This window comes from Microbacterium rhizosphaerae (genome assembly GCF_034120055.1).
In the GTDB taxonomy this organism is placed as follows: Bacteria; Actinomycetota; Actinomycetes; order Actinomycetales; family Microbacteriaceae; genus Microbacterium; species Microbacterium rhizosphaerae.
This window is the reverse complement of sequence record NZ_CP139368.1, coordinates 2565658-2577830: the sequence shown is the minus strand read 5'-3', so window position 1 is coordinate 2577830 and position 12173 is coordinate 2565658. Positions and strand designations below refer to the sequence as shown.

At 70.1% G+C, this 12173-nt stretch carries 8 protein-coding genes and 1 tRNA gene; 6 read left to right on the top strand and 3 right to left on the bottom strand.

From position 1 onward, the window contains the following. Positions 1-603: 603 nt before the first annotated feature. Entirely contained in the window at positions 604-1974 is a 1371-nt protein-coding gene (locus tag SM116_RS11640) for a zinc-dependent metalloprotease (RefSeq protein WP_320941147.1), read from the bottom strand. Between the two features lie 128 nt (positions 1975-2102). Here SM116_RS11640 and SM116_RS11635 point away from each other — a divergent pair, with 128 nt between their 5' ends. From SM116_RS11635 to SM116_RS11625, 3 genes are all read left to right on the top strand, one after another. Then, entirely contained in the window at positions 2103-3227 is a 1125-nt protein-coding gene (locus SM116_RS11635) for a YlbL family protein (protein WP_320941146.1), read from the top strand. 88 nt (positions 3228-3315) lie between these two features. Further along, positions 3316-6228 (top strand): UPF0182 family membrane protein, encoded by a 2913-nt coding sequence (locus SM116_RS11630; RefSeq protein ID WP_320941145.1) that lies wholly within the window; start codon positions 3316-3318, stop codon positions 6226-6228. A 46-nt stretch (positions 6229-6274) separates the two neighbouring features. Then, positions 6275-6348, top strand: a tRNA-Met gene (locus SM116_RS11625). A 69-nt stretch (positions 6349-6417) separates the two neighbouring features. Here the strand turns inward: SM116_RS11625 and SM116_RS11620 are convergent. Next, positions 6418-7380, bottom strand: coding sequence for a DMT family transporter (locus SM116_RS11620; protein WP_320941144.1), 963 nt, complete (start codon positions 7378-7380; stop codon positions 6418-6420). 70 nt (positions 7381-7450) lie between these two features. Here SM116_RS11620 and SM116_RS11615 point away from each other — a divergent pair, with 70 nt between their 5' ends. Together SM116_RS11615 and SM116_RS11610 are read left to right on the top strand one after the other, a co-directional pair. Continuing rightward, complete coding sequence (locus SM116_RS11615; protein ID WP_320941143.1) at positions 7451-8302, top strand: LysR family transcriptional regulator; 852 nt, start codon at positions 7451-7453, stop codon at positions 8300-8302. Positions 8303-8352: 50 nt separating this feature from the next. Continuing rightward, positions 8353-9159, top strand: coding sequence for a carbon-nitrogen hydrolase family protein (locus tag SM116_RS11610; protein WP_320941142.1), 807 nt, complete (start codon positions 8353-8355; stop codon positions 9157-9159). Between the two features lie 16 nt (positions 9160-9175). On the opposite strand, the gene SM116_RS11605 is transcribed toward SM116_RS11610, so the two are convergent. After that, the gene (locus SM116_RS11605) at positions 9176-10375 is read right to left on the bottom strand and encodes an aminotransferase class I/II-fold pyridoxal phosphate-dependent enzyme (protein WP_320941141.1); all 1200 of its coding nucleotides are present in this window, start codon (positions 10373-10375) and stop codon (positions 9176-9178) included. A gap of 100 nt (positions 10376-10475) precedes the next feature. On the opposite strand from SM116_RS11605, the gene SM116_RS11600 reads away from it, so the two are divergent. Then, positions 10476-12158, top strand: coding sequence for a S1C family serine protease (locus tag SM116_RS11600; RefSeq protein ID WP_320941140.1), 1683 nt, complete (start codon positions 10476-10478; stop codon positions 12156-12158). Positions 12159-12173 lie beyond the last annotated feature (15 nt).

Below are 12173 nucleotides of genomic sequence, written 5' to 3'. Positions count from 1 at the left end.
CGCCGGGCCGGACGAACGGGCCCACCGCGGCGCGGGTGCCCGCCAGGACGATCGGGAGGTGCGGGACGTCCTCGCGCAGGAGCGCCGCGGCGTGCCGCGGGTCGACGACGTGATGCACGAGCAGCACGACCGGGATGCGTTCCGCAGGCGCCGCCGCGCCGGGCCCGGAGTCGAGGAGACCGTGGGCGGCCAGCGCATCGGCGATGGCCGCGGCATCCGTCGAATCGACCGATTCGGCCACCTCGAGTCGTACGGTCCGCCGCACCGGTGAGGACCGCGCGAGCGCCGCCTCGAGTCGCCGGACGAGCGTGCGCGCCTGGGCCTCGCCGACGTCGTACTGCGCCGCGACGGCCCCGAGTGCGGATTCGGGGAACCCGTGCTGCAGGTCGCGGAGAAGCCGCTGCTCCCACGGCTGTGGATCGTCGAGGACGGCGACAGCCTCCGCACCGAGCTGGAGCCGGGTCGGCGTGGACCACACGGGCGGGTAGGCGGGGTCGAGTCGCAGCATGACTCGATTGTCAGGTCACGTCCTCGATCTCTCGCCGCCGTCGGCAGGTCTGTGCACAACGGACGGCGTTCGCGCCCGCTGTGGAGGAGTCCTCCTCAGACCGGGCGCGGGCCGTCCAGGTCCTCGGTGCCGCCGTCCTGCTCGGCCCCTCCGTCGCCCGACTCTCGGTTCAGCAGCGCCGCCAGCGCGTCGTCCATCTCGTCGGGCACGGGCGCCTCACCGCGGGCGAGGGCCTCGAGCCGCGCGACAAGGGCGGACGGGTCGTCGATGTCATCGGCGGTGGGCATGAGGTCGGGGTAGTCCCAGAGCGCGTCGCGCGCGGAGATGCCCACGGCATCCGTCACGGCCCGCCACATCGCGGCGGCCTCGCGCATGCGACGCGGCCGCAGCTCGAGACCGACGAGCGAGTTGAGCGCCTGCTCCGCCGGTCCGCCCACGGCCCGCCGGCGACGCGTGGCCTCGGCGATGCGGGCGGCGGAAGGAAGACGGCTCGTCGCCGCCTCGGTCACGACGTCGACCCAGCCCTCGATGGTGGCGAGCGTGTTCTCGAGGCTCCGCAGCGCCGACTCCTGCTCGGGCGAGCGCTGCGGCAGCAGGGCACCGCTCTCGAGCGCGTTGCGCAGCTCGTCGGGACTCGACGGATCGAAGCGGGAGGCCAGGTCCTCCAGCGCATCCGTATCGACGCGCACACCGCGCGCGAACTCGGTGACCGCCGCGATGACCTGCAGTCTCAGCCAGCGGGCGTGCCGGAACAGGCGTGCGTGAGCCAGCTCGCGCGTCGCGACATAGAGAGCCAGCTGATCGACCGGGATCTCGAGGTCGCGACCGAAGTCGGCGAAGTTCTGCGGGAGGATGGCCGCCTCGCCGGCAGGCATGAGGGGGATGCCGACATCCCCGCCGCTGACGACCTCCAGCGAGAGGTTCCCGACCACGTTCCCGAGCTGCGAGGCGAACATCGAGCCGCCGACGGAGCGCAGCAGCTTGCCGGCGCCCGCGATGAGACCCTGCATGTCCTCGGGCGTCTGCTCGCTGAGTGCGGTGGTCAGCGCATCGGCGATGCTCGTGGCCACCGGCTCAGCGAGCTCCTGCCACACCGGAAGCGTCTTCTCCACCCACGCGCCGCGCGTGATCGCGTGGGGCGTGACGGCGAGGTCCGAGACGCTCGTCGACTCGCTCAGCCACAGCGTCGCGAGCGCGAAGGCCTGGTCGAGATCCGTGCGCTGGGCGGAGGTCACACCGAGGTCGCTCTGATTCGCGATGTGCAGCGCCTGGCGCTTCGCGAGGTCCCACGCGATGCCGCCGTCGGCGCTCTGCATCCCCTGCAGCTGTCGCATCGCCGCCTGCATGGCCGCCGGGTCGATGCCGAACTGCGCGAGCTGCTCGGGGTCGAGTTCGCCGCCGGCGCCGAGGAGGCTCCGCAGGATCTCCTCGAGGTCGGGCTCCCGGTCCTCGTCGTCGTCTGCCACTTCAGCCGCCTTCCAGCAGAGAGATCGGATGTGGATCTACGCTAGTCGCACGGATCATCGCAACTCCCGGTCGGGGCCCACCCTCGCTTACGCCGGTCGCGAACGACCGAGACGAGAGAGGGGCGCACGTGGTGCTGTTCGACGATGACGTGACGGTGGTGCCTGCCCCGGAACGTCCCCGCTCGCGCGCCACGATCGCGGGTCTCTGGGCGCTCGCCGTCGCCCTCGTCGCGCTGGTGGCGATCAGCTTCCTGCCGACCGCGTACGTCATCCAGCAGCCGGGCCCCGTCTACGACACGCTCGGCACGGCGCCCGACGAGAACGGCAAGGAGGTCCCGCTCATCACGGTGAGCGGCGCCGAGACCTACGCGACGAAGCCGGCGCTCGACCTGCTCACCGTGCAGGTGCGCGGCAACCGTGAGCGCACCCCGTCGTGGATCGAGCTCGCCACCGCCTGGTTCGACCCGTCGATGCAGGTGCTGCCGATCGACGCCGTCTACCCGCAGGGGCAGTCGACGGACGAGCGCAACCAGGAGAGCGCCGCCATGATGGTGGACTCGCAGAAGGAGGCCACGGCAGCCGCCCTGACCCATCTCGGCTACGACGTGAAGCAGCACATCGAGGTGTATTCCCTGACCAAGGACTCGGCGGCCCAGGGCATCCTCCAGAAGGGCGACGTCATCGACACGGCCAACGGCCAGGCGATCACGACCGCGGATCAGCTCCGCACGATCGTGAACCACGCCGCCGGCTCGCCCATCGAGCTCGGCATCGTCCGCGACGGCACGCCGTCGAAGGTCAGCGTGACCCCGAAGAAGACCACGGTCGACGGCCGGGACGTCTGGCTCATCGGCGTGACGCTGACGAACGATTTCGTCTTCCCGATCCAGGTCACGATCCAGCTCAACAACGTGGGCGGACCGAGTGCCGGAATGATGTTCGCGCTCGGCATCATCGACAAGCTCACTCCCGGCCAGCTCAACGCAGGCAGGCACATCGCCGGCACGGGCACGATCGACGCGGAAGGGAACGTCGGGGCGATCGGCGGCATCCGGCAGAAGATGTGGGGCGCGGTGGATGCCGGCGCCACCTACTTCCTCGCACCGGACACGAACTGCGACGAGGTGGTCGGCCACATCCCGAGCGGTCTGCGCGTGTTCTCGGTGAAGACGCTCGACGACTCGCTGACCGTTCTGGATGCGGTCCGCGCGGGGACTTCTCTCGACAAGCTGCCCACCTGCACCGCGAAGTAGGACACGGCCGGGTCACGGCGCGCTGTGAGCAGGCCCTCAAACAACCGGGCGCAGGCTGCCGTCGGGCGGGCCCTCGTAGGATGAGACGGTGACGTCGACCTCCGCGCCGAAGCCGGCCGCCCCCTCCCGCACCCGACGCGTCGTGGCCATCACCCTGGTCGTGATCGCGGTGCTCATCGTGGGCTTCTTCCTGTTCGCGAGCCTGTACGCCGACTGGCTGTGGTACAGCCAGCTGGGCTTCCTGCGTGTGCTCGCCACCCAGTGGGGCGGGCGGGCCGTGATGTTCCTCATCGGCTTCCTGGGGATGGCGGTGCCGGTGTGGCTCGTCATCCAGCTCGCGTACCGCCTCCGGCCCGTCTACGCACGACTGAGCTCGCAGCTGGACCGCTACCAGGAGGTCGTCGAGCCGCTGCGTCGGCTCGCCATGTGGGGCATCCCGATCTTCTTCGGCTTCTTCGCCGGCTTCGCCGCCTCCGCGCAGTGGGAGACCACCGCCCTCTGGCTCAACGGAGTGAAGACACTGACGACCGACCCGCAGTTCCATCTCGACACGGGCTTCTACCTGTTCGCGCTGCCGTTCTACACCGGCCTCGTCGGATTCGCCTCGGCGACGCTGCTCGTCTGCCTGCTCGTCAGCGCCGTCGTCACCTACCTGTACGGCTCCGTGCGGATCGGGCAGCGGGAGCTGCGCATCTCGAAGGCCGCCCGCATCCAGCTCGCCGTCATCGCGGGGCTGTACATCCTGCTGCAGGCGGTCAGCCTCTGGCTCGACCGCTACAAGACGATGGTCGAGCCCGGAGACCGCATCACGGGCCCCGGCTACACCGAGGTCAACGCGACGATCCCGGGGCAGACCATCCTCGCCGTCATCGCGCTGATCGTCGCCATCCTCTTCTTCGTCACGGCCTTCATCGGCCGCTGGCGCTACCCGCTGGTGGCGACCGCGCTCCTGATCGTGTCGGCGATCGTCCTGGGCGTCGCGTACCCGTGGTTCGTCACGACGGTCCAGGTCAAGCCGAACCAGCTGGCGCTCGAGAAGCCGTACTATCAGCGCAACCTCGTGCAGACGAAGCTCGCCTACGGCGTCGCCGGCATGCAGGACATCGCGTACAAGGCGGCGACGGATGCGCAGGCGGGCCAGCTGCGGGCGGATGCCGCGACCACGGCGCAGATCCGCATCATGGACCCCGCGATCATCAGCCCGACGGTCAAGCAGCTCGAGCAGTACCGCTCGTACTACCAGTTCAAGGATCCGCTGGACGTCGACCGCTACGACATCGGCGGGGTGTCCCAGGACACCGTCGTCTCGCTGCGCGAGCTCAACATGGAGCAGCTCGGCGCGGGCGCCTCGTGGCAGAACACGACCCTCGTCTACACGCACGGCTACGGCATGGTCGTCGCCAAGGGCACCGACCGCACCGGCGACGGCGACCCGGTCTTCCTCGAGCGCGGCATCCCGGCCTCGGGCTTCCTGACGAATGAGGAGAACTTCGAGCCTCGCGTCTACTTCGGCGAGGACTCGCCCGAGTACTCGATCGTCGGTGCGCCGAAGGGTAGTCCGCCCGTCGAGCTGGACTACCCGTCCAGCAACGGGATCACCGAGTCCAAGTCGACGTTCCAGGGCAACGGCGGCCCGAACGTGGGCAGCTTCTTCAACCGGCTGATCTACGCGCTGAAGTTCCAGTCCGAGCAGATCCTCTTCTCGGACAACATCACCGACAAGTCGCAGATCCTGTACGACCGCGATCCGCTGACGCGCGTCTCGAAGGCGGCGCCGTATCTCACGCTCGACTCCGACCCGTACCCGACCGTGGTCGACGGCCACATCGTCTGGGTGGTCGACGGCTACACCACGAGCGCCAATTACCCGTACTCGGCCACCGTGAGCCTGTCCCAGGCGATCGCGGACTCGAACAACCCGGCGCCGCGCTACACGCTCGACAACATCAACTACATCCGCAACTCGGTGAAGGCCACCGTGGACGCCTACAGCGGCAAGGTGACGCTGTACAGCTGGGACTCCCAGGACCCGCTGCTCAAGGCATGGCAGAAGGTGTATCCCTCGACCATCAAGCCGATGACCGACATGTCCGGCGAGCTGATGAGCCACGTGCGCTATCCGACGGACCTCTTCAAGGTGCAGCGCGCCATCCTCGGCACGTACCACGTCACCAGCGCGCAGTCCTTCTACCAGCAGGACAACCTGTGGACGACACCGAACGATCCGCAGAAGCCGGACCGGCTGCAGCCCCCGTACTACCTGACGATGCAGATGCCGACCCAGCCGTCACCCGAGTTCTCGATGTTCTCCACCTTCATCCCGAAATCGAACGGCGGTGAGACGGCCCGGAACGTGCTGCTGGGCTACCTCGCGGTCGACTCGAACGCCGGCGACAAGGCGGGGGAGAAGCGCTCCGACTACGGCAAGCTCAGGATGCTCGAGATCGACGCGGCCAGCACGGTTCCCGGACCCGGCCAGGTGCAGAACATGTTCGACTCGCAGCCGAGCGTGTCGCAGTTCCTGAACCTCCTCAAACAGGGGCAGTCCGCTGTTCTGAACGGGAACCTCCTGACCCTCCCGCTGGGCGGCGGCCTCATCTACGTGCAGCCCGTGTTCGTGCAGTCGTCGGGGGAGACGAAGCTGCCCAAGCTGCAAAAGGTGCTCGTGGCGTTCGGAAACAACGTCGCGTTCGAGGACACCCTCGACCAGGCGCTGAACGCGCTGTTCGGCGGCAACTCGGGCGCCGCCGCCGGCGACTCGAACACGACGCCCACGCCGAATCCCCTGCCCTCGTCCAGCGCGTCCAGCACGCCGGGCACCGGCGGATCGGGCGGCGGCACGTCGAACAACGCCGAGTACCAGGCGTGGCTCAAGGCCGCGCAGCAGGCGATGCTCGACCGCGACGCGGCGATGAAGGCGGGCGACTGGACGGCGTACGGAACGGCGGACAAGGCGCTGACGGATGCCGTGCAGCACCTCATCGCGCTCGGTGGGCCGTAGGCCGATTCGGCCATCCGTTCATCCCGTGTTAGGCTTTTCTACGTGACGCGGGGTGGAGCAGCTCGGTAGCTCGCTGGGCTCATAACCCAGAGGTCGCAGGTTCAAATCCTGTCCCCGCAACGAAAAGAAGAAGAGGCGCCCCGCAAGGGCGCCTCTTCTTCTTTGTCTCTGTGACAGTCGTCCCTGGCGCTACTTGATACCGACGCTCGGCGCGGGGACGGCGTCATCCCGTCGCGCAGAAGCGCGCCAGCGCCTGCCCACTGCACCCTGACTGATGACGATGCCGGCGACGACGATGATTCCGCCGACCGGCTCGTACCAGTGCACGCTCTCGCCGAGCACCAAGACGCCGAGGACGACGCCGACGACGGGCGCGAGATACGTGACGGTGGAGGCGCGGACGGCGCCCCAATCGCGCAGCACACGGGTGTACAGGACGTAGGCGACCCCGGTCCCGAGGATGCCGAGCGCGAGCATGCTGGCGACGACGGGGAGGTCGAGCGAGACGGGTCCCTGTGCGTCGAACGGCGCGAGCAGGATCACGACTCCGCTCGCCATCGCGAGCTGCACCGAGGACAGCGTCACGGCGTCATAGGGCAGTCCGCTGACGAAGCGACGCAGATACAGGCCGGCGAAGCCGTAGCTCAGCGTCGCCCCGAGGCAGGCGAGCTGGGCGGGAAGGGTGGCGGCGAGGTCGCCGGAGCCGATCAGACGCCACGGAGCGGTGAGCACGACGACTCCGGCGATGCCGACGACCAGCCCCAGGACGCGGGCGCGGCCGAGTCGCTCCGAGCGCAGCATCAGGGGCGTGAGCAGCAGGGTCATGATCGGCGTCGTGGCGTTGTAGATGCTCGCGAGGCTGCTCGGCACGTACTGCTCCGCCCAGGCGAAGAGGGTGAAGGGTACGGCGCAGAAGAACGTTCCCACGACGACCATGTGACCCCACACCCTGCCCTCGCGCGGCCACCGGCGACGTGTGACGATCATGATGACGGCGAGCGTGACGGCGCCGAGCAGGATGCGGGCGAGCACGAGCTGGGTGGGGGCGAGGCCCTGCAAGCCCACCTTGATGAACAGGAAGCTCGACCCCCACACGAGGGACAGGGCGAGAAAGGCCCAGAGGGTGCTGCGCACATTGCCGATGGACGTCATGAGGCTTAGTCTCGAACCCGACGGATCATGAGGCAAATGAATCCGCTTCATCCTGACATGAGGAGCATCGATGGGCGTGACGCTTCCGCAGCTGCGAGCACTGGTGACGGTGGTGGACTGCGCATCCTTCACCGCCGCGGCATCCCGGCTCGGCGTGAGCCAGTCCGCGGTCTCGCACGCGCTCTCGGGCCTCGAGCGAGAGGTCGGCGGACGGCTGGTGCAGCGGGATGCGGGTGCCTCCCTCACCGGCCTCGGCCACAGCGTCGTCGAGTATGCGCGGGCGGCGCTCGCCTCCGTCTCGGCCCTCGAGAGCGCGGCGCGGCGCGGGAGCAGCGTGGTGGGCACGGTCCGGCTCGGCGCGGTGGCGACCGTCTGCCAAGGGCTCCTGCCCGATCTGCTGCCGGCGTGGGCGGCGACGCTGCCGCACGTCGACGTCCAGATCTTCGAGGGCGATGACGACGAGATGCCGGAGTGGCTCGAAGCCGGCGTCGTCGATGCGGCGATCCTCGTCGAGCCCTTGCCGTTCCCGGCAGGAGGCAAGCTCGTGGCGACCGACGAGTTCGCGGCCGTGGTCCGCCGGGATCACCCGCTCACCGAGCTCGATGGCATCCCGCTCGCAGAGCTCCAGGTCGACGGGCTGATCGTCTCGACGGGCGGATGCGAGCGACATGTGCAGCGCATGCACGACGACGAAGGCCTGCCCTACGAGATCTCGCATCGCGTGCGCGAGATGAGCACGGTCTTCCGCATGGTCCAGCAGGGGATGGGCGTCGCCATCGTGCCGTCGCTCGGGCGCGACATGCTCCCCGACGACCTCGTGATGAAGCCTCTCGCGCGGCCGCGGCCGCGGCGGCTCGTGATGTCCGGACCGAGCACACGGCCGTGGCATCCCCTCGTGCGCGCCCTCGTCGAGGCGGCATAGCGCGGGCCGCGCGGGTTGCCGGGGCACCGACCGCCGGGGAGGATGGAGCCGTGAGCACCTCGACCTTCGCTGTGGCCGTCGCCCAGTTCGCGCCGACCGTCGACACGGCCGCCAACATCGCGGAGATCGCCGAGCTGGCCGGCCGGGCCGCCGCACGAGGAGCGCAGCTCGTCCTGTTTCCCGAGAACTCGAGCTACTTCGTCGACCCGTTCGACGAGTCGCTCGCCCGGCACGCCCAGGCTCTGGACGGCGAGTTCGTCCGCTCGATCACCGCGATCGCGGAGGCGCTGGACATCGTCCTGGTCGCCGGCATGGTCGAGGCGGCCGAGGACGGACGCATCCGGAACACCGCCGTGGCCGTCGACGCGACCGGCGTGCTCGCGGTGTACCGCAAGCAGCACCTCTACGACGCGTTCGGGCAGCGGGAGTCCGACTGGGTCGAGCCCGGTGCGCTGGATGCTCCGCAGACGTTCGAGCGCGCGGGCCTCACGTTCGGATTGCAGACCTGCTACGACCTGCGCTTCCCGGAGGCCACGCGCGTGCTCGTCGACGCGGGCGCGGACGTCATCCTCGTGCCGGCACAGTGGGTGCGCGGCCCGCTCAAGGAGCACCACTGGCGCACGCTCGTCACGGCTCGCGCGATCGAGAGCACCGCCTACCTCGCCGGCGCCGATCACCCGCCGCCCCTCGGCGTGGGGCTCTCGATGATCGTCGATCCGCAGGGGACGACGATCGCGTCCGTCGGCACGGCGACCGACGTCGCCGTGGCGCACCTCGACCCCGAGGCCATCGCGAACGTGCGGCGCGTGAACCCCGCCCTGCGGCTGCGGCGCTACCGCGTCGTTCCCGGCGACTGAGCCGGCCCGCAGAGCATCAGCGCAGGGCGGCGAGCCGGGAGGCCGCCTCGTCGAGCACCCCGATGCGCTTGCACGCCGCGAAGCGGACGAGCGTCGCGTAGTCGGCGCGGTGCTCGGCCGTGACGAATGCGGTGAGCGGAATCGCGACGACGCCGACGCGCGCCGGCAGCTCGCGGCAGAAGGCCGCCGCATCCGTCGCCCCGAGCGGGGCCGCATCCGCGACGGTGAAGTACGTCGCCGCGGGTTCGTAGACGTCGAACCCCGCTGCGCGCAGCCCGTCGCCGAGCACGTCGCGCTTGGCGCGCAGGGCGCTCGCCGCGCGGCGGAAGAACTCGTCGGGCAGGCGCAGCCCCGTGGCGATCGCGGGCTGGAACGGCGCGCCGTTGACGTAGGTCAGGAACTGCTTGACCGCCAGCACGGCGTCGACGAGGTCGGCGGGACCTGTGACCCAGCCGATCTTCCATCCCGTCTCGGAGAACGTCTTGCCGCCCGAGGAGATCGTGAGCGTGCGCTCCCATGCGCCGGGCAGGGTCGCGATCGGGGTGTGCACGGAGTCGAAGACGAGGTGCTCGTAGACCTCGTCGGTGACGATGATCGCATCGTGGCGGTCCGCGAGCCGCACGACCTCCTCGAGCACCTCCCGGGGGAACACGGCTCCCGTCGGATTGTGAGGATCGTTGACGAGGATCATGCGGGTGCGGTCGCTCACGGCGCTGCGCAGCTCGCCGAGGTCGGGCTGGAAGTGCGGGCCGCGCAGCGGCACGGGGACGAGCCGAGCGCCGGCGAGCGCCACCGTCGCGGCGTAGGCGTCGTAGTACGGCTCGAAGACGACGACCTCGTCGTCCGGTCCCTCGACGAGGCCGAGGAGGGCCGCCGCGAGCGCTTCGGTCGCGCCTGCCGTGACGAGGACGTCGCGCTCCGGATCGAGGACGAGTCCGTAGAAGCGCTGCTGATGCTCCGCGATGGCCAGGCGCAGGTCGGGGATGCCGCGTCCCGGCGGGTACTGGTTCACGCCGTTCGCGATCGCCGCACGCGCCGCGGCGATCACCTCGGCCGGACCGTCCTCGTCCGGGAAGCCCTGTCCGAGATTGATCGCACCCGTGGCGACCGCAAGTGCGCTCATCTCGGCGAAGATGGTAGGGATGGGAGATCCGTCATCCGCCAGGAGGCCGGCCCCGTGGGCGGCACGCCGCCACGCGCCGGGAATCTCTCGCACGGATCACACGCTACTCGCATAGCGGCGTCCCAACCTCGACATAGGAAACGCACAGATGGTCACCCCAAGCTGAAGATGCTTGTCCAGAAGGAGCAACCACATGAGCGACACCCCGGGCATCACCCCCGACGAGACCCCCGCGGCCGACGCCGCGCCCGCCCCCGGCGCCGCCGCGCCCGAGGCGGTCCACGCGACCGAGCCGACCCCGGCGGTCGGGGCAGCGGATGCCGCGCCCGCGCAGCCGGCCACGCCTTCCGCCGCTGAGGCTTCGCCCGCGCCGTCCGCTGCCGCACAGCCTGCGAACCCCGTCCAGCCCACCCCGGTGCCGCCGGCCGCGGACACGCAGCAGACCCTGCCGGTGCCGCCGGCACCCGCCGGGTACGTCCCGCCGGTGCCGCCCGTGCCCGCGCAGCCGGCCGCAGCCGCCGCGCAGCCGGTCCACCCGAAGGACGCGCCGCCCGTCTACGCCGGCCAGCCCTACCCGGGCCAGGCGTTCGGCGTGCCCGCGCAGCCGGCGCCCGGTGCGCAGACCGCCCCCGGGGCCACGGAGGAGAAGAAGGGCCGCATGGGCGCTGGCGCCATCGTCGGGATCTTCCTCGCAGCCGCGATCGTCGGCGGTGCTGCGGGTCTCGGCGGCGCAGCCGCCGGCACCGCCCTCTGGGGCACGTCGAGCACGACGTCGGCCCAGGCTCCCGCCGCCGTGACGGTGAACAACCCGAAGTCGGTCACGAACACCACCGCCGTCGCCACCAAGGTGCTCCCGAGCGTCGTCACGATCGACGCCTCGGCGGGCAGCGCTGCGGGCACCGGCTCGGGCGTCGTCCTCACCGCGGACGGCTACGTCCTGACCAACACGCACGTCGTGACCCTCGACGGCGCCACGGGCAGCCCCACGCTCTCGGTCACGACGAGCGACGGGCACATCTACAGCGCCACGGTCGTCGGAACGGACCCGACGTACGACCTCGCCGTCATCAAGCTGAAGGGCGCATCGGGCATGACCCCGATCACGTTCGGCGACTCGAGCAAGATCAACGTCGGCGACCAGACGGTGGCCATCGGCGCGCCGCTGGCCCTGTCGAACTCCGTCACGACCGGCATCGTCAGCGCGCTGAACCGCTCGATCGAGATCGCGTCGTCGGCAGCTCCGAACTCGCAGGACGGCAGCAACGGGAACGGGAACGGCAATGGCAACGGGAACGGGCAGAACGGCAACGCCCCGTTCTACTTCGACTTCGGCCAGGGCCAGAACCCGCAGACCCAGGCGCAGGAGACCATCAAGATCGCGGTGATCCAGACCGATGCCGCGATCAACCCCGGCAACTCGGGCGGTGCTCTCGTCGACGCCGACGGCAAGCTCATCGGCATCAACGTCGCGATCGCCTCGGCGGGCTCGTCCTCGGGCGGCCAGTCCGGTTCGATCGGCGTCGGCTTCTCGATCCCCTCCGACATCGCCAAGCGCGTCTCCGACGAGATCATCAAGAGCGGCAAGGCCACCCACGGCCTGCTCGGCGCGACGGTCGGCGACGCGGCGAGCGCGTCCGGCGCCACCACCACGGGTGCGCTGATCGACGCCGTCACCTCGGGCGGCGCGGCGGAGAAGGGCGGCCTGCAGAAGGGCGACGTCATCACCGAGTTCAACAACGTCCCGATCACGAACTCGGTCGACCTCACCGCGCAGGTGCGCGCGCTCGCCGCAGGCAGCGACGCGACGGTCTCGTACGTTCGCGACGGCAAGACGCAGACCGCGACGGTGACCCTCGGCGAGCTCAAGACCAGCTGAGTCCACTCTCACGGC